Origin of the sequence: Variovorax sp. J22P240, assembly GCF_030316855.1 — a bacterium.
Taxonomy (GTDB): domain Bacteria; phylum Pseudomonadota; class Gammaproteobacteria; order Burkholderiales; family Burkholderiaceae_C; genus Variovorax.
This window is the reverse complement of the sequence record NZ_JASZYR010000005.1, coordinates 58,200-74,909: the sequence shown is the minus strand read 5'-3', so window position 1 is coordinate 74,909 and position 16,710 is coordinate 58,200. Positions and strand designations below refer to the sequence as shown.

Genomic DNA, 16,710 nt, shown 5'->3' with positions numbered 1-16,710 from the left:
CGGTTCGCAGGTGGCGAACGAGGAAGGATTCACCTTGAAGCAAGCCCCTGGGTCGCAGACGCAATTTCTCCGAAAGATGACGGGCGCCATCGCGGCGCTGGTCCTCGGCGGATGCAACTCCTTCGCACCGGTCAACCCGCCCATCGACCATGTCGACCTAGACAGCGGCTACCGCGTCGGCAACATGCTGAAGCGCACCCACGGCGTCAAAAACGATGCGGACACGCTGTTTCTCCTGACCTTCTCGGGCGGCGGCACGCGCGCGGCGGCGTTCTCCTATGGCGTGCTCGAAGAACTGCGGCGCACGAACGTCATGGTGAAGGGCCAGCCGGTCAATCTCCTGTCGGAGGTCGATGCCATCGCCGGCGTCTCCGGCGGCAGTTTCACCGCGCTGGCCTACGCGCTCTATGGCGACCGGCTGTTCACGGAATACGAGCCGCGCTTCCTCAAGCGCAATGTGCAGGGTGCCCTCACCTGGGGCGCGCTGAATCCCCTCAACTGGTTTGCGCTGGGCAGCGGCCTCTACGGGCGCTCGGAGTTCGCGGCCGACTACTACGACCAGATCCTCTTCGGCGGCGCGACCTTCGATGACCTCCTCGACAAGCCCACGCCCGTGACCGCCGTCACCGGCACGGACCTCTCGACCGGCGCGCGCTTTCCGTTTTCTCAAGACCACTTCGACCTGCTGTGCTCCGACCTGGGCAAGGTGAGGCTGGCGCGCGCAGCCGCAACCTCGTCCGCCGTGCCCGCCGTGTTGTCGCCGGTCACGTATCACAACTACGGTGGCACCTGCGGTGCGGTCATGCCCGCGTGGGTGAAGGACGTCACCAAGGCCGAGGGCCCCGAGCGCCCGGCTGGCCGCGCCCTGCTGCGCTACCGGGACATCCAGAGCTTCCAGGACAGCAAGAACCGCCCGTATCTCCACGTGGTCGACGGCGGCGTCTCCGACAACCTCGGCTTGCGCGGGCTTCTCGAAGCGCTGGAAGAGGTGGAAGCGAGCCCGGCCTTCCAGCAGCAGGTAGGGCTGCAGCACATTCGCCGGATCGTGGTGGTGGTGGTCAACTCGCGCTCGGCGCCGGACACAGATTGGGATCGCCGAGCCATTGCGCCGGGGATCGTCTCGCAGCTGCTGCAATCCTCGAGCGTGCCGATCGACCACTTCTCCTATGAGTCGGTCGAGCTGCTAAAGGACATTGCCCAGCGCTGGGCCGACAAGCGCGAGCTGGCGGTGGCCGAGCTGCGGCTGGGCGGGATGTCAAAGGCCCAGGCCGAGGCGTCGGTGATGAAGCTGAGCTTCGACGCCATCGACGTGAGCTTTGATGAAATCCAGGATCCCGAGGAAAAGCGCTACTTCATGAACCTGCCCACCAGCTTCGTGCTGCCGGACGAGGCCGTGGACCGTCTGCGCGCACTCGGTGGACGGCTGCTGCGCGAATCGCCGACCTATCGAGACCTGCTGAAGAGGATCGACGCCACCAACCCGCCGTCGAAACAGGGCGCCGCCGCCGCGCAGTGAATCCGGCTCAGGCCGACAGGAGCGAGGAATCGCTGTCCTGGTCGCCGAGCAATTGCGCGTCGACGCCGTCGCACAGGCAGTGCAGCGTCAGCAGGTGCACCTCGTGGATGCGCGCCGCGCGCTCGTGCGGCACGGTGACCTGGACGTCGGTTTCGCGCAGCGCGCGCCCTACCGCCCCACCCGAGCCGCCGCCCGAGCTGCCGGCGTTGCCGAGCAGTGCGACGACCGTCATGTCCCGCGCATGGGCCGCTTCGACCGCCGCCAGCACCGCGGCGGACTGGCCGCTCGCGCTCAGGACGAGCAGCACGTCGCCGGCCTGGCCGAGGGCGCGGACCTGCCGCGCGAAGCGGTCGGCGTCGAGTGCATCGGGCGTGTCGGCCGCGGGATCGGTCGGGTCGCCAGGCAAGGCGATCGCGGCCAGCTCGGGGCGATCGCGCTCGAAACGGCCGACGAACTGCGAAGCGAACTGCGCCGCCAGAAAGCCGGAGACGCCCGCGCCGCACGCGAGGATCTTGCCTCCGCTGGTGACGCACGCGAGCAGCGCCTGCATCGCTTGCGAAATGGGTTTACCGAGAAGGGGGCCTGCCTGGTACTTCAGGTCGGCGCTGTCGATGAAATGCTGCTGGATGCGTTGCTCAAGCATGGGGCGGGATGATAACTGCGCGATGGAGCGCGCTCAGTGAAACAAAACGTGTACCGCAATGGAGCCGGGATCGGCCCGATGGGTTCCGCGAACGGCTCAACCCGCATCGAACGCAGCCTGGAGCCACTCGATGTGCTCCTCGATCAACACGACGTCGAATCGGCATGGCGGCAGCACGCGAAGCCGGCTGATGTAGTGTCGCGCCGCGAAGATGATGCGGCGCTGCTTCACGCCGGTGATGCTGCCGCCGGCGCCGCCATGCGTGCCGCTCGCGCGCTGTCGCACCTCGACGAACACCAGCGTGCCATCGCGCGGATCGCGCATGATCAGGTCGATCTCGCCGCCGCCGCGGCCGGGGGTTCGATAATTGCGCGCGACCAGGCTCAGGCCCGCCGCCTGCAAGTGGTCGAGCGCGGCGTCTTCCGCCGCGTCGCCTCGCTGCTTTGTCGTCACCTGCGGCGACCTCCCTGTCGTCTTGTTCTGGAGAAACCCATTGACCTCACTCGCACCCGCTTCGTTCGGCGCTGCCCTGCAGGCCGCGCGCGATGCCGCGGGCGCGCAGCATTATCCGCAGGCGACGCTCTACGTGGTCGCGACGCCGATCGGCAACCTGGCGGACATCACGCTGCGCGCGCTGCACGTCCTGCAGATCGTCGATGCCGTGGCGTGCGAGGACACCCGCCACACGCAAAGCCTGCTGCGCGCCTATGGCATCGAGCGCACATCCGCCCAGCTCATGGCACTTCACCAGCACAACGAGGCCGAGGCTGCACAGGCCGTGATCGCCAGGCTGGCGAACGGTGAGCGCGTTGCCTACGTCAGCGACGCCGGCACGCCCGGCGTGAGCGACCCTGGCGCACGCCTGGTTGCCGCAGTGCGCGAGGCGGGTTACCGCGTGCTGCCCTTGCCCGGCGCCAGCAGCGTGACGACCCTGGTCGGTGCGGCGGGTCTGGTGGCGACGGGCGACGCCGGCAGCGCATTCGTCTTCGCGGGCTTCCTGCCCAGCAAGACAGGCGAGCGCGATGCCGCCGTGCTCGAACTGGCCGACGAGCCTCGCAGCGTGGTGCTGCTCGAAGCGCCTCATCGCATCGAGGCGCTGGCGCGCGCGCTGACGACCCTCGGCGAGCGACAGATCACCGTGGGCCGCGAGCTCACGAAGCAATTCGAGGAAATCGCGACCGTCACCGCGTCCGCCCTGCCCGACTGGTTTGCGGCAAGCCGCGACCGCACGCGCGGCGAGTTCGCACTGGTGCTGCATCCCAAGCCTGCGACGGCCGACGACGGTGTCGAAGGCGAGCGCGTGCTGCGCCTGCTGCTGGCCGAACTGCCGGTCAAGAGCGCGGTGCGCGTGGCAGCCGAGATCAGCGGCGCACCGCGCAATGCGCTTTACGACGCGGCCCTGCGCATCCGCGAAGAGCCCAACGACTAGGCGCTCGCCGCCCTTCGCGATCAGCCGTCGAGTTCGGGATACGCCCGGAAGATGCCGTCCTCGTTGAAGGGGATGCGGCGAGGGCTCTGCAGATACTCTTGCACCCGCTGGCGGCGGCTCACGTTCGTCGCGAGCTTAGCGACGACGGGCGTCCGCGCGAGTGCCCGCGCCGTCGCCTTCGGAAACGCGTAGCGCAACCCCGCCACGAGTTGGAACAGCGACAGGTCGGCGTAGGTCAGCACGTCGCTGACCAGATGCAGGTCACCGGCGGGATTGCGCTGCAGGATCAGCTCGAACCAGTCGAGGAACTTGGGAATGCGCTCTTCGCGAAACGCCTTCGCCCTCTCCAGCGCCGCCTCGCGCTGGTCTTCGTAGTAGAGGCCCGTCGACAGCGGGTGGTGCGTGTCGTGCGCCTCGGCCACCGCATCGGCGATGGTGAGCTGCAACTGGTGCGCCCAGATCCCGTCGGCGTCGCCGACACCCGCCAGCCCCAGGCGCGGACCCAGGTACAGGAGGATCGCCGCGGTCTGCCCGACGACGATGTCGCCATCGACCAGGAAGGGCGGCGCGAACGAGGGACGCGGATTGCCTGGATCGGCCATGCGGCGCCCCAGCCCTGCCTCACCGCCGCCTTTCGAAGGCGGTTCGCGCGCCACGTCGACATAGGCCGCGCCGGCAGCCTCCAGCGCCAGACGCACGAATTCGCCGCGGCCCTGGATCGTGGGCCAGTAGTGCAGTTGGTACGTCACAAGCCCTCCGCGCAACGAGCCGCCGTGAAAGCCGGGCCTACTGCCCGACCACCGACCAGCCCGCCTGCTGGTTCGTCTTGTCGTTCTCGTATTCCCAGCGCGTGCCGCAGGCGTCGCAGCGGTAGCTGGTCAGCGTGACCGTGTGGCTGCCGCCATCTGCATCGCTGCGCACGGCCTTGCGGCTGGACTGCTGCACGAGTTCGGCGTGCCCCGGCGCGCGGCGCCAGTTCCGCTGGATGCCAGCGCAGGAGGCGCAGAGCGTCATCTTCTTCAGCTCGGCGGCTCTTTGGTTGCTCTCGTTCGTCATGCGGCCTCTGCTTCCCTTGGATTGATCATTCGATCGGGCATGTTAACGACGCGACAGCGATGCCAATGCCAGCGCCAGCCTGGCACCCACCTCGGCGTTGTGCTTGACGAGCACGATGTTGGTCGCGAGGCTGCGCCCGCCCGTCAGCGCCTTGATGCGCGCCAGCAGGAAGGGCGTCACCGCCTTGCCGGTGATGCCTTGCGCCTTGGCCTCGTCGAGCGCCTGCCGCGTCAGCGCGTCGATCTCCTCGCGCGGCATCGCGGCTGACTCGGGGACCGGCGTGCTCAGCACGACGCCGCCTGCAAGCCCCAGATCCCACTTGGTGCGGATGAAGCGGGCCTGCGCCTCCGCATCGTCGAACCTGTAGTCCGCCCGAAAACCGCTGTCGCGCGTGTAGAAGGCCGCGAAATTGTCCTGCTCGCAACTGAGTACCGGCACGCCGCGCGTTTCCAGGTATTCGAGCGTGAGCCCGATGTCGAGGATGGACTTGGCGCCCGCGCACACCACGGCCACCGAGGTCTTCGCCAGCTCCTGCAGGTCCGCCGAGATGTCGAAGCTCTCTGACGCACCGCGGTGCACGCCGCCGATGCCGCCGGTCACGAAAACCTCGATGCCTGCGAGCGCCGCGCAGATCATCGTGCCGGCCACCGTGGTCGCGCCGAGCCCGCCGCTGGCAAGCACGGCCGGCAAGTCGCGGCGGCTGACTTTCTGCGCCTCCTTCGAGCGGCCGAGCAGTTCCAGTTCGTCATCGGACAGGCCGATGCGGATGCGTCCGCCGATCACCGCGATCGTCGCGGGGTCGGCGCCCAGACCGCGGATCAGCCCTTCCACTTCGCGCGCCGTGCGGACGTTTTCCGGGTACGGCATGCCGTGTGCAATGATGGTCGATTCGAGCGCCACGACCGGGCGTCCGGCGGCCTGCGACGCAGCCACGGGAGCACTGAAGGTCAGCCAGGAGCGGGCAAGTTCGGGAGCCATCGGGGTGTCTCTATCTCCAAAGGCCAATGCGCCGATCCGCATTCGGGAGGGGTCGGAGCCTCCCCTCGGGGGGGCCACTTTTGCGGAGTATCCGAGCATACTGCCGGCTCCGCCATCCTCCCCCAACCCATTCCCACAAGGAGCTTGACCATGCCCTTCATCACCACCAAAGACGGCACCGAGATCTACTACAAGGACTGGGGCCAGGGCCAACCCATCGTCTTCTCGCACGGCTGGCCCCTGTCGGCGGACGACTGGGACAACCAGATGCTCTTCTTCCTGGCGCAGGGCTATCGCGTGATCGCGCACGACCGGCGCGGCCACGGCCGATCGACGCAGACGTGGACTGGCAACGAGATGGACACCTACGCAGACGACCTCGCCGCGCTCACCGCCGCGCTGGACCTGAAGGACGCGATCCACGTCGGCCACTCCACCGGCGGCGGCGAAGTGGCGCGCTACCTAGGACGCCACGGCACGAAGCGTGTCGCCAAGGCCGTGCTGATCGGCGCCGTGCCGCCGATCATGGTGAAGTCAGAGGCCAACCCGGGCGGCCTGCCTATCGACGTGTTCGACGGCATCCGCGCCGGCGTCGCCGGCAACCGAGCCGAGTTCTACCGCGACATCACCCTGCCCTTCTATGGCTACAACCGCCCCGACGCGAAGATCTCCGAGGGCATCCGCCAGAACTGGTGGCGGCAGGGAATGATGGGCGGCATCAAGGCGCACTACGACTGCGTCAAGGCCTTCTCCGAAACCGACTTCACCGAAGACCTGAAGAAGATCGACGTGCCGACCTTCGTCATGCACGGCGACGACGACCAGATCGTGCCCATTGCCGATTCGGCGCTGCTGTCGTCGAAGCTGGTGAAGGGTGCGGAGCTGAAGGTGTACCCGGGGCTGCCGCACGGGATGTGTGCGACGCATCCGGATGTGATCAACGCCGACCTGCTCGCGTTCATCAAGGGCTGATTGAGCGTTTGTTCCTGCGGCCGATGCCGGCCGCCTCGAAGGAGAGAACCATGAGCACTGCCTTGCTGCTGGTCGACCCGTACAACGACTTTCTGTCCGAGGGCGGCAAGCTGCAAGGCCGCGCCAAGGCCGTGATCGACCAGACGGACACGATCGCGAACATGCGCCAGGTCGTCGCGGCTTGCAGGAAGGCGGGCATCCGCGTGTTCTATGTGCCGCATAACCGCTCGAAGCCTTCGGACTTCAGCGGGTGGGCGCATCCGACGCCCTATCAGCTGGGCGGGCATCGCATCCAGCTATTTGCCGAAGGCACCTGGGGGGCGGAGTGGCATCCGGATTTTCAGCCGGAGGCTGAGGACGTGATGATCAAGGAGCATCGCGGGTCGAGCGGGTTTGCGAATACTGATTTGGATATTCAGTTGCGACAGCATGGGGTGAGCAAGGTGGTGCTGATCGGGTTGCTGGCGAATACCTGCATCGAGACGACGGGGAAGTTCGCGGTGGAGCTGGGGTATCACGTGACGCTCGTGCGTGATGCGACCGCGGCGTTTTCCATGGAGGCGATGAAGGTCGCGCATGAGATCAACGGGCCGACGTATGCGCATGCGATCGTGACGACCGCCGAGTTGCTCGCGACATGGAGCGGCGGCGAAAGTGGGTGACACGGCCGAGGGTCAGGCACGCACTGCCGCGGCTCGACTCTCATCCTCTTGATCGAGGAAGGCACGGGCGGCGGGCCCCGTGAGAAGCACAAGGTCGACGCCCTGTTTCGCCAATTGCGCCCGCACGTCGGCCGTTCGAACCGTGCGCCTGATTGCGGCGGCCAGCTTGTCGACGATCGCGCCGGGAGTCCCCGGTGGTGCGTAGACACCGTCGATCTTGCCGCCGCATTTTTTCAGCCACTCGATGCGGCCTTGGAGGTCCGGCGCCGGCGTGGACGAATTCACCACCACGCCGCAAGGCAACAGGCTGACCAGCGCCACGGGCACGAAGGCGACGCGCGGGTTGCTCGGGAGCTGGTTGAAGAGGTGCGGCGCGATCGACATCGTCGTGTTGCTGCTCATAAGCAGCGTGTAGCCGTCCGGCGCCGCGCGCGCCACTGCCGCGAGTCCCAGCGTGCCACCCACGTCCGGTCTGCTGTCGAAGTCGACCGACTGACCGAACTCGACACCGAGCTTGCCAGCGACCATCCGCGCGATGTTTTCGATGGCGCCGCTGCGTAAGGAGTCGACAACCATGCGGATCGGGCGGGTGGGGTAGGTCGAGGCAGGTGGCTCGAACGCCTGGGCGGTCTGCCGCAAGGAGGATGTGGCGGCGAGGGTGAGGTGTCTGAGTAAGTGGTGCATGGTGTCTCCCTGAAAACCCGTTGCTGGAACTGCCGCGAAGAGCCCCACGTTTCGCGCGTACAGATGCGCGAGTTGACGAGACCCGCATCACATCCAAGGCCCTGCGCTTCGCAGCCATAATATCCTGAAACGGGATATTCCAAAACGGGATGTACTTTCGCCCGCGTGCCCCGTGGACTGCAACCCAATCCCTATTCGAAACTTCGGCAACTGCTCGCGCAAGCGCGCAGTGAAGCAGCGTTGACGCAGTCGCAGGTAGCGAATCGCTTGAAGCGACCCCAGTCCTTTGTGTCGAAATACGAGAATGGAGAGCGGCAACTCGACGTGGTCGAATTCATGGATGTGTGCAAAGCGCTCGGCGTTTCACCAGCGGCGCTGATCAATCAGCTTTTATGAGCACTGTTTGTCTGCGCACTGACGACACGCCGTCCTTGTTCGATGGCCACATGGACCGTTGGCTGAGAGATCTGCTCCAAGCAAAGCGAGCCGACCGCGGCCAAGCGTGCTGCCAAGTTGGACGCACGCACTCGCAAGACTAATAGTGCGTGGACTTTGGGAGAAACGAAAAAGGCCGGAAGCATTTGCATGCTTCCGGCCTCAAATTTGGTCCCGCCGCCAGGAATCGAACCTGGATCTCAGCCTTCGGAGGGCCGAATTCTATCCGTTGAAATACAGCGAGATGGGTGTCCCCTGACCATGTCAGAAGCCCTCCATTATCGCCTATCAGGCGCCGCTCGCCAAAGGTCTGACAAATCCCAGCCCTGACAGGTAGACCCGAAAGGTCCGCCGCCCGGTCGACACCAGGTCGAAGGCCTCGGGGTCCAGCAGCCAGTCCTGGATCAATCCGCTGATCAGCGCATGCAGCCCCAGCGCCGCCGCAGCGGCCGGGATCGGCAGCCGGATGCGGGCGCGGCGGGCGCCGGCGAGCATGGCTTTCTCGAAATCGATCACGCAGGCGTTGCGTGCGTCCAGGTGCCGTTGATGCACCGATTGCATGTCGTGCGTGTATTCGACCTTGTGCGTGGCGATGTCGAAAACGCGGCGCACCTGGGGGTCGGAGGTCATCAGTTTCAGGGCCTCGGCCATCATGCGTTCGACGTCCTCGATGGGGTCGGCTTCGGGGCCACCGGCCACCTGCTGCGCGGCTGCCTCCAGCGGCAGCTTGACGCGGTCCATCATGGCGTTGAACAGGTCCGCCTTGTCCTTGAAGTGCCAGTAGATCGCGCCGCGCGTGGCTCCAGCCTGCTGCGCGATCTGCTGCAGCGAGGTCTGCGATACCCCCTGGGCCTGGAAGAGCACTTCGGCGGCATCGAGCAACCGATGCCGCGTCTCGAGCGCCTCTTCCTTTGTACGACGAACCACTTAGTCTCCCTTCTTAGAATGCGCAATTGCGCACGGCTGTCACTATACATGCATGAATGTATGTAAACTACAGCCCTTTCCCGATGGTCATGTTCGCCGTGTTGCTTTAGGCGCTGGCGCGAACCATGCATCGTCATCTTCCTCGCTTCAAAGGAATCGCATGCCCGTCCTGCATGTCTCGCGCCACTCATTGTTCTCCCCGCGCCTCGCAGCCGCTGCCGCCGCCACCGCCGTGCTTCTGGCACTGACGGCCTGCGGCAAGGGCGCCGCCCCGGGAGCCGGTGGCGCCGCGCCGCCACCGCCCGAAGTCGGCGTGGTGGTCGCCACGCCGACCAACGTCGGCCTGATCACCGAACTGCCGGGCCGGCTCGAAGCCTCGCGCGTTTCGCAGGTGCGTGCCCGTGCGGCCGGCATCCTGCTCGAAAGGCTGTTCAAGGAAGGCAGCGACGTGAAGGCGGGCCAGCCGCTGTTCCGCATCGATCCGGCCCCCTACGCCGCAGCCCAGCGCAGCGCTGAGGCCAGCCTGGCGCGCGCCGAAGCCAATGCGGCGCAGGCGAAGGCGCTGGCCGAGCGCTACAAACCGCTGGTCGCAGCCAACGCGGTCAGCAAGCAGGAATACGACAACGCGGTGGCGGCGCAGAAGACGGCCGAGGCCGACGTGGGCGTGAGCCGCGCCGCGCTGACGACCGCCAAGATCAACATGAGCTACGCCGCCGTGACCGCGCCGATTTCCGGCCGCATCGGCCGCGCGCTGGTGACCGAAGGCGCGCTGGTGGGCCAGAACGACGCCACGGAGCTGGCCGTGATCCAGCAGATCGATCCGATGTACGTGAACTTCACGCAGTCGGCGACGGATGTGCTGCGTCTGCGCCGCGCCATGGAGGCCGGCCAGTTCAAGCGCGCGAGCGGCCCCAATGCCGCGAGCGTTCGCGTGGTGCTCGAAGACGGCACCGAATACGCGCTGCCCGGCCGGCTGCTGTTCTCCGACCTGACGGTCGACGCGACCACGGGCCAGGTCACGCTGCGCGCGGAGGTTCCCAATCCCAAGGGCGAGCTGCTGCCCGGCCTGTACGTGCGCGTGCGGCTGGAGCAGGCGCAGGCGGCCAACGCCATCACCGTTCCGCAGCAGGCTGTCACGCGCACGCAGCAAGGTGACACGCTGACCGTGGTCGAGCCCGACGGCAAGCTCAGCAAGCGCACGGTGAAGATCAGCGCCGCGCAAGACAACCAGTGGGTGGTGCTCGAAGGCCTGAAGGCCGGCGAACAGGTGATGGTCGACGGCTTCCAGAAGCTCCAGATGATGCCGCCCGGCACGCCCGTGAAGGCAGTGCCGTGGAAGGCCCCTGCACCGGCCACTCCTGCTGCCGCGGCAGCCGCCGCTCCGGCTCCCGCCGCGAAGCAGTAAGGAGCGCGCCCGCATGGCCAAGTTCTTTATCGACCGTCCGATCTTTGCGTGGGTGATCGCGCTGTTCATCATCGTGATGGGCAGCGTGGCGATCACGCAGCTTCCGATCTCGCAATACCCGCCGGTGGCTCCGCCGGCCATCGTCATCAACACGGCTTACCCCGGCGCCTCGGCCCAGACACTGGAAGACAGCGTGCTGTCGGTGATCGAGCGCGAGATGAACGGCTCGCCGGGTCTGATCTATATGGAGTCGGTCGCGCAGGCGGACGGCACCGGCACGATCACGATCACCTTCGAGACGGGCACCAATCCCGACCTCGCGCAGGTGGACGTGCAAAACCGCCTGTCGCGCGCCACCCCTCGCCTGCCGGCGGCGGTGACACAGCAGGGCGTGCGCGTGGACAAGTCGCGCAACAACTTCCTGCTGTTCACGATCCTCTCGTCGGACAACCCGGCCTACGACCCGATCGCGCTGGGCGACTACGCGGCGCGCAACGTGGTGCCTGAACTGCAGCGCGTGCCCGGCATCGGCCAGGCGCAGCTGTTCGGCACCGAGCGCTCCATGCGCATCTGGATCGATCCGGCCAAGCTGCAGGGCTTCAACCTGTCGCCGGCCGACGTGAACGCGTCGATCAGGGCGCAGAACGCGCAGGTGTCCTCCGGCATCATCGGCGACTTGCCGAATTCGCCCGGCCAGGCCATTGCCGCCACCGTGGTGGTCAACGGCCAGCTCACGACGGTCGAGCAGTTCGGCAGCATCGTGCTGCGCGCCAACACCGATGGTTCGGCGGTGCGGCTGCGCGACGTCGCGCGCATCGAGCTGGGTGGCCAGTCGTATTCGACGTCGGCGCGCCTGAATGGCGAGCCGGCCGTCGGTATCGGCGTCCAGCTCGCGCCGAACGGCAATGCGCTGGCTTCGGCCAAGGCCATCCGCGCCAAGATGGACGAACTCTCGCGCTTCTTCCCCGAAGGCGTGAAGTGGACCATCCCCTACGACAGCTCGCGCTTCGTGAGCATCTCGATCACCGAAGTGGTCAAGACGCTGTTCGAGGCCGTGGCGCTGGTGTTCCTGGTGATGTTCCTGTTCCTGCAGAACTGGCGCTACACGATCATCCCTACCATCGTCGTGCCGATCGCGCTGCTGGGCACTTTCGCCACGCTGCTTGCGCTGGGTTTCTCGATCAACGTGCTGACGATGTTCGGCATGGTGCTGGTGATCGGTATCGTGGTGGACGATGCGATCGTGGTGGTCGAGAACGTCGAGCGCATCATGAGCGAGGAAGGCCTCTCCCCGCTCGAAGCTACACGCAAGGCGATGCGGCAGATCTCGGGCGCCATCATCGGTGTGACGGTGGTGCTGATCTCGGTGTTCGTGCCGCTGGCCTTCTTCGCGGGTTCCACCGGCAACATCTACCGCCAGTTCTCGGCGGTGATGGTGGCGTCGATCGGCTTCTCGGCCTTCATGGCGCTGTCGCTGACGCCTGCGCTGTGCGCGACCTTGCTCAAGCCGGTGGAAGCCGGCCATCACCACGAGAAGAAGGGCTTCTTCGGCTGGTTCAATCGTGGGTTCTCGCGCACGGCCAAGGGCTACGAGAGCGTGGTGGCGCGCATCCTCAAGCGCGCGGCACGCTACCTCGTGATCTACGCGGCGATCATCGGCGCGGTCGTGGTCGTGTACCGCCAGTTGCCGACCTCCTTCCTGCCGCAGGAAGACCAGGGCAACATCATCATCAACGTGCAGCTGCCGCCGGGCGCGACGCAGGAACGCATGCTGTCGGTGATCAAGGACGTCGAGGCCTACATCCTCAAGCAGCCTGAAGTGCAGAGCATGGTCGGGGTGCTGGGCTTCAGCTTCTCGGGCCAGGGCCAGAACGCCGGTCTCGCCTTCGTGACGCTCAAGGACTGGGACAAGCGCCATGAGCAAAGCCAGTCGGCCGATGCCCTCGCGGGGCGCGCCTTCGGTGCGCTCTCCAGTGTGCGCGACGCCTTCATCTATCCGCTGAGCCCACCGCCCATTCCTGAACTGGGCAACGCGAGCGGCTTCACCTTCCGCCTGCAGGACCGCGCCGGCGCGGGCCACGAGGCGCTGGTGAATGCGCGCAACCAGTTGCTGGGCATGGCGAGCAAGAGCCCCATCCTCACACAGGTGCGGCCGGACGGGCTCGAAGACGCGCCGCAGCTGCAGATCGAGATCGACCGCGACAAGGCGAATGCGCTGGGCGTGACCTTCGATGCGATCAACACCACGCTGTCGACCGCCCTCGGTTCGACCTACGTGAACGACTTCCCCAACCGGGGTCGTCTGCAGCGGGTGGTGGTGCAAGCCGATGCGCCGGCGCGGATGCAGCCCGAGGATCTGCTCAAGCTCAACGCCAGCAACAGCAAGGGCTTGCCCGTGCCGCTGTCGGCCTTTGCGACGACGCGCTGGATCACGGGCGCTCAACAGACCGTGCGCTACAACGGCTATCCGGCGATCCGCATTTCGGGCTCGGCGGCACATGGTTTCAGCTCGGGCGCTGCGATGGCCGAGATGGAAAAGCTGGCCGCGCAACTGCCCCCGGGCTTCGGCTACGAATGGACCGGCCAGTCGCGCGAAGAAAAGCTCGCGGGCTCCCAGGCCATCATCCTCTACGGCTTCGCGATCCTGGCGGTGTTCCTGTGCCTGGCCGCGTTGTACGAGAGCTGGACAATCCCGCTGGCGGTGATCATGGTGGTGCCGCTGGGCGTGTTGGGCGTGCTGCTGGCGACGCTGTTCCGCTCGTTGGCGAACGACGTGTACTTCCAGGTGGGCCTGATCACGATCATCGGCCTCTCGGCGAAGAACGCGATTCTGATCATCGAGTTCGCCAAGGACCTGCAGGCGCAGGGCAAGGGCGTGATCGAGTCGGCACTGGCCGCGGCGCACCTGCGGTTCCGGCCGATCGTGATGACTTCGCTGGCCTTCGGCCTCGGCGTGCTGCCGCTGGTGCTGGCGACGGGCGCGGGCTCGGCGAGCCAGCGCGCGATCGGCACCGGCGTGCTGGGCGGCATGTTGACCGGCACGGCGCTCGCGGTGATTTTTGTGCCGGTGTTTTTCGTGGTCGTGCGCAGCCTGTTCAAGGGCAGCGAGCGCCAGCACGAGGCCGACAAGCGCCATGCGCAGGCGGCTGGGATCGAGGAAGCATGATGACCAAGTACACCCCCAGGCTTCGCGCACTTCGTGTCGCTACGCCCACCCCCTTGCAGGGGGCAACACCAGCGGCCCGGCAAAGCCGGTTCCGCGGTGTTTCACGAACTCGGCTCGCTGCGCTTGGCGCGGCACTTTTGATGAGCGGTTGTTCGCTGATTCCGAAGTACGAGCGGCCGGAGGCGCCGGTGCCGGCGGTTTTTCCGAATGCGCAGCCTTCGAGTGCGGGGGAGCCGCTGACTTCCACGATTGCGTGGCAGGACTTCTTCACGGATCCGCGGCTCCAGAAGCTGATCGAACTGGCGCTGGCCAACAATCGTGACCTGCGGATCTCGGTGCTCAACATCGAGCAGGCGCGCGCGCAGTTCCAGATCCAGCGCTCGGCCTTGTTCCCGGCAGTGGACGCGACTGCGAGCGGCACTCGGCAGCGGCCATCGCTGCTCGGGCCGGGAGTGTCCGAAAGCTACTCGGTCGGGCTGGGCTTCACGGCATGGGAGATCGACTTCTTCGGCCGCATCGCCAGCCTCAAGGACTCCGCGCTCGCGCAGTACCTCGCCACCGAGGAAGCACGCAAGGCGGCGCAGATCAGCCTGATCGCCGCCGTGGCCAACGGATGGCTCGCGGTGCTGGGCGATGACGAAGTGCTCGAGATCACACGCCAGACGATGGCGACGCGCGACGAGTCGCTCAAACTCACGAAGCTGCGCTTCGACAACGGCGTCTCGTCGGAGATCGACTTCCGGTTCGCGGAATCGCAGGCGGAAACGGCGCGCGCAGCCTATGCACAGCAGCAGCGCGTGCGCATGCAGAACGAGAACGCCCTCGCGCAATTGATCGGTGCCCCGGTGCCGCCCGAGGCGATCGTAGGCAGCAAGGAAGGGCTCAAGGCCCTGGCGCCGATGCAGGACCTGCCGGCCGGGCTGCCGTCCGACCTGCTGGGCGAACGCCCGGACATCCGCGCCGCCGAGCAACAGCTGATCGCGGCCAACGCCGACATCGGCGCGGCACGTGCGAACTTCTTCCCGCGCGTCACGCTGACCTCGTCCATCGGCACGGCGAGCACCGAGTTCTCGGGTCTCTTCAAGAGCGGATCGAAGGCCTGGGCGTTTGCGCCGCAGATCACCTTGCCGATCTTCAATGCGGGCGCCAACCAGGCCACCCTGGACTCGGCACGCGCTGGACGCGAGATCGCGGTGGCGCAGTACGAGAAGACCATCCAGACGGCATTCCGCGAAGTCGCCGACGCCCTCGCGGGCCGCGCAACCTTCGACGATCAGTTGCGCGCCCTCGTGGCGCAGACGAATGCCGAGGAGGTGCGCTTCAGGCTGTCGGACATGCGTTATCGCAACGGCATCGCCAGCGGACTCGACCTGCTCGACGCCCAGCGCTCGCTCTTCACGTCGCAGCTTGCAACGGCGCAGACGCGGCAATCGCTGCTGCAGAACCAGGTGACGCTGTACAAGACGCTGGGTGGCGGCTGGGCCACACATTGACGGGTGAAAGGGGGGCGCCCAGGGCGCCTCTCTATAATCGCCGGTTGATCCGAAAAAAGCCCCCGATACCGAGGACGCAATGAGCGCAGAACCGCACTACCAGGCGACAGAAGAAGCCCACACCGGCCCGATCAAGAACCCGAAGCAACTGCTGCTGGCGGTATTTTTCTCCTTCATTGCGCCCATCCTGATCATTGCAGCCCTCGTTTCGTACGTGGTCTCCGGCACCCATCCCTCGGGTTCCGCAGAGGGTGACAGCATGTCGCTCTACGGGGTTTCGAAGGAAGCCCGGGATCGCGAGATCGCAGAACGCCTCAAGAAGGTGGGTTCCATCGAGATCCGCGATGCCAACCGTCCCCTCGCCACCGGCGAAACCGTGTTCAAGGCCCAGTGTGTGGCTTGTCACGGCAGCCCGGGCATTCCCGGCGCACCCCACCTGAACGACGCTGCGGCCTGGGGCCCTCGCATTGGGCAGGGCTTTGCCACGCTGCTCGAGCATGCGCTGAAGGGCAAGGGCGCGATGCCTCCGCAAGGCGGCGGAGACTTCGAAGACCTCGAAATCGGCCGTGCCGTGGCCTACTTGGCCAATGCAGGGGGCGCCAAGTTCCCGACGCCCGAACGCCCGGCGGCGGGCGAAGCGGCCGCTGCAGCACCTGCCGCCGCCGATGCTGCGGCACCTGCGCCCGCCGCGGCGCCGGCAGCTCCCGCCGCCACCGCGACGAACGGCAAGTAAGAACCTCCGCCTCCCAGACAAGAAAGCCCGCGTCCTGCGGGCTTTTTCATTGCGCCGTTTTCGCTCAGCCCGGCGCAGCGGGCTTGGCCGGCTGGCTCGCGGCCGGGCTCATCACGTGCCCGAAGCGCGCAGGCAAATCCGCAGCGCGAACGTTTTCCGGCACCCAACGCCCCTGCTCGACGGCCTCGGCGGCCAGGCCCGTGTCCTGCGTGTGGATCAGGCCCAACCCGATGGGCGCAACCAGATAGAGCTTGCCCTCCTCGTCGAGCAGGCAGGCCGATGGCTCGACGGCCAGGCCCGAATGGGAGTTGACGGAGAAATCTCCGCCGAGCCGCCAGATCCAGGGTGCGGCTTCAAGCTCGACGTACACGCGCTGCGGACCGTTCTGGAAGAACCACTGCCCCTGCGCGTCATGCTCGTAGTTGCGCTGGATGAAGTCGATCAGCTTTTCGTGCTGCAGCAGCGAGCCCTTGGCAACGGGAAACGGCCCGGTGGCCTGCGTGCGGTCGTCGCGCAAGTACCAGTTGCCCCGTGCGTCGAGCCCGAGCCAGCCGTAGCAGTGCGGCACATTCGGCCACTTGGCAAGCGCCTGTTTGACGATGTCGTCCATT

General features: G+C 66.6%; 17 protein-coding genes and 1 tRNA gene. 9 read left to right on the top strand and 9 right to left on the bottom strand.

Annotation, left to right across the window (positions count from 1 at the left end; genetic code table 11):
* Positions 1-34: 34 nt before the first annotated feature.
* Positions 35-1,516, top strand: coding sequence for a patatin-like phospholipase family protein (locus QTI24_RS15180; RefSeq protein WP_286601512.1), 1,482 nt, complete (start codon positions 35-37; stop codon positions 1,514-1,516).
* A gap of 7 nt (positions 1,517-1,523) precedes the next feature.
* On the opposite strand, the gene QTI24_RS15175 is transcribed toward QTI24_RS15180, so the two are convergent.
* Both QTI24_RS15175 and QTI24_RS15170 read right to left on the bottom strand, forming a co-directional pair.
* Positions 1,524-2,159, bottom strand: coding sequence for an SIS domain-containing protein (locus QTI24_RS15175; RefSeq protein WP_286601511.1), 636 nt, complete (start codon positions 2,157-2,159; stop codon positions 1,524-1,526).
* Between the two features lie 96 nt (positions 2,160-2,255).
* The gene (locus QTI24_RS15170; protein WP_286601509.1) at positions 2,256-2,612 is read right to left on the bottom strand and encodes a YraN family protein; all 357 of its coding nucleotides are present in this window, start codon (positions 2,610-2,612) and stop codon (positions 2,256-2,258) included.
* Positions 2,613-2,652: 40 nt separating this feature from the next.
* Between QTI24_RS15170 and rsmI the strand changes: the two genes are divergently transcribed.
* Entirely contained in the window at positions 2,653-3,588 is a 936-nt protein-coding gene (gene rsmI / locus QTI24_RS15165) for a 16S rRNA (cytidine(1402)-2'-O)-methyltransferase (RefSeq protein ID WP_286601507.1), read from the top strand.
* A 20-nt stretch (positions 3,589-3,608) separates the two neighbouring features.
* Here the strand turns inward: rsmI and QTI24_RS15160 are convergent, their stop codons facing one another.
* From QTI24_RS15160 to QTI24_RS15150, 3 genes are read right to left on the bottom strand one after another with little or no spacing between them, the layout of a single operon-like run.
* On the bottom strand, positions 3,609-4,337 hold the full coding sequence (locus QTI24_RS15160) for a glutathione S-transferase (RefSeq protein WP_286601505.1): 729 nt from the start codon (positions 4,335-4,337) through the stop codon (positions 3,609-3,611).
* Positions 4,338-4,374: 37 nt separating this feature from the next.
* Entirely contained in the window at positions 4,375-4,644 is a 270-nt protein-coding gene (locus QTI24_RS15155) for a hypothetical protein (RefSeq protein WP_286601504.1), read from the bottom strand.
* A 42-nt stretch (positions 4,645-4,686) separates the two neighbouring features.
* The gene (locus QTI24_RS15150) at positions 4,687-5,622 is read right to left on the bottom strand and encodes a pseudouridine-5'-phosphate glycosidase (RefSeq protein WP_286601503.1); all 936 of its coding nucleotides are present in this window, start codon (positions 5,620-5,622) and stop codon (positions 4,687-4,689) included.
* 150 nt (positions 5,623-5,772) lie between these two features.
* Here QTI24_RS15150 and QTI24_RS15145 point away from each other — a divergent pair, with 150 nt between their 5' ends.
* Positions 5,773-6,594 (top strand): alpha/beta fold hydrolase, encoded by an 822-nt coding sequence (locus QTI24_RS15145; protein ID WP_286601502.1) that lies wholly within the window; start codon positions 5,773-5,775, stop codon positions 6,592-6,594.
* Positions 6,595-6,656: 62 nt separating this feature from the next.
* Positions 6,657-7,256: a cysteine hydrolase family protein gene (locus QTI24_RS15140; RefSeq protein WP_353506093.1), complete on the top strand. Its 600-nt coding sequence runs from the start codon at positions 6,657-6,659 to the stop codon at positions 7,254-7,256.
* A 12-nt stretch (positions 7,257-7,268) separates the two neighbouring features.
* Here QTI24_RS15140 and QTI24_RS15135 read toward each other — a convergent pair whose 3' ends face one another.
* On the bottom strand, positions 7,269-7,940 hold the full coding sequence (locus QTI24_RS15135) for a Bug family tripartite tricarboxylate transporter substrate binding protein (RefSeq protein ID WP_286601501.1): 672 nt from the start codon (positions 7,938-7,940) through the stop codon (positions 7,269-7,271).
* A gap of 165 nt (positions 7,941-8,105) precedes the next feature.
* Between QTI24_RS15135 and QTI24_RS15130 the strand changes: the two genes are divergently transcribed.
* Positions 8,106-8,336, top strand: coding sequence for a helix-turn-helix domain-containing protein (locus QTI24_RS15130; RefSeq protein ID WP_286601500.1), 231 nt, complete (start codon positions 8,106-8,108; stop codon positions 8,334-8,336).
* A 208-nt stretch (positions 8,337-8,544) separates the two neighbouring features.
* On the opposite strand, the gene QTI24_RS15125 is transcribed toward QTI24_RS15130, so the two are convergent.
* Both QTI24_RS15125 and QTI24_RS15120 read right to left on the bottom strand, forming a co-directional pair.
* Positions 8,545-8,619, bottom strand: a tRNA-Arg gene (locus tag QTI24_RS15125).
* A gap of 44 nt (positions 8,620-8,663) precedes the next feature.
* Entirely contained in the window at positions 8,664-9,302 is a 639-nt protein-coding gene (locus QTI24_RS15120) for a TetR family transcriptional regulator (protein WP_286601498.1), read from the bottom strand.
* 160 nt (positions 9,303-9,462) lie between these two features.
* Between QTI24_RS15120 and QTI24_RS15115 the strand changes: the two genes are divergently transcribed.
* The 4 genes from QTI24_RS15115 to QTI24_RS15100 all read left to right on the top strand — a co-directional run bounded on the left by QTI24_RS15115 (position 9,463) and on the right by QTI24_RS15100 (position 16,099).
* On the top strand, positions 9,463-10,707 hold the full coding sequence (locus tag QTI24_RS15115; protein WP_286601496.1) for an efflux RND transporter periplasmic adaptor subunit: 1,245 nt from the start codon (positions 9,463-9,465) through the stop codon (positions 10,705-10,707).
* A 13-nt stretch (positions 10,708-10,720) separates the two neighbouring features.
* Positions 10,721-13,873, top strand: coding sequence for an efflux RND transporter permease subunit (locus QTI24_RS15110; RefSeq protein WP_286601494.1), 3,153 nt, complete (start codon positions 10,721-10,723; stop codon positions 13,871-13,873).
* Positions 13,874-14,013: 140 nt separating this feature from the next.
* On the top strand, positions 14,014-15,366 hold the full coding sequence (locus QTI24_RS15105; RefSeq protein ID WP_286601492.1) for an efflux transporter outer membrane subunit: 1,353 nt from the start codon (positions 14,014-14,016) through the stop codon (positions 15,364-15,366).
* Positions 15,367-15,445: 79 nt separating this feature from the next.
* Positions 15,446-16,099, top strand: a complete 654-nt coding sequence (locus QTI24_RS15100; RefSeq protein ID WP_286601489.1) for a c-type cytochrome — start codon at positions 15,446-15,448, stop codon at positions 16,097-16,099.
* A gap of 64 nt (positions 16,100-16,163) precedes the next feature.
* Here the strand turns inward: QTI24_RS15100 and QTI24_RS15095 are convergent, their stop codons facing one another.
* The gene (locus tag QTI24_RS15095; protein ID WP_286601488.1) at positions 16,164-16,709 is read right to left on the bottom strand and encodes a DUF2946 family protein; all 546 of its coding nucleotides are present in this window, start codon (positions 16,707-16,709) and stop codon (positions 16,164-16,166) included.
* Position 16,710 lies beyond the last annotated feature (1 nt).

Coding starts and splice junctions, on each gene's coding strand:
- QTI24_RS15175 (WP_286601511.1), bottom strand. CDS start 2,159: ATGCTTGAGCAACGCATCCAGCAGCATTTCATCGACAGCGCCGACCTG.
- QTI24_RS15155 (WP_286601504.1), bottom strand. CDS start 4,644: ATGACGAACGAGAGCAACCAAAGAGCCGCCGAGCTGAAGAAGATGACG.
- QTI24_RS15150 (WP_286601503.1), bottom strand. CDS start 5,622: ATGGCTCCCGAACTTGCCCGCTCCTGGCTGACCTTCAGTGCTCCCGTG.
- QTI24_RS15145 (WP_286601502.1), top strand. CDS start 5,773: ATGCCCTTCATCACCACCAAAGACGGCACCGAGATCTACTACAAGGAC.
- QTI24_RS15135 (WP_286601501.1), bottom strand. CDS start 7,940: ATGCACCACTTACTCAGACACCTCACCCTCGCCGCCACATCCTCCTTG.
- QTI24_RS15115 (WP_286601496.1), top strand. CDS start 9,463: ATGCCCGTCCTGCATGTCTCGCGCCACTCATTGTTCTCCCCGCGCCTC.
- QTI24_RS15110 (WP_286601494.1), top strand. CDS start 10,721: ATGGCCAAGTTCTTTATCGACCGTCCGATCTTTGCGTGGGTGATCGCG.
- QTI24_RS15105 (WP_286601492.1), top strand. CDS start 14,014: ATGAGCGGTTGTTCGCTGATTCCGAAGTACGAGCGGCCGGAGGCGCCG.
- QTI24_RS15100 (WP_286601489.1), top strand. CDS start 15,446: ATGAGCGCAGAACCGCACTACCAGGCGACAGAAGAAGCCCACACCGGC.
- QTI24_RS15095 (WP_286601488.1), bottom strand. CDS start 16,709: ATGGACGACATCGTCAAACAGGCGCTTGCCAAGTGGCCGAATGTGCCG.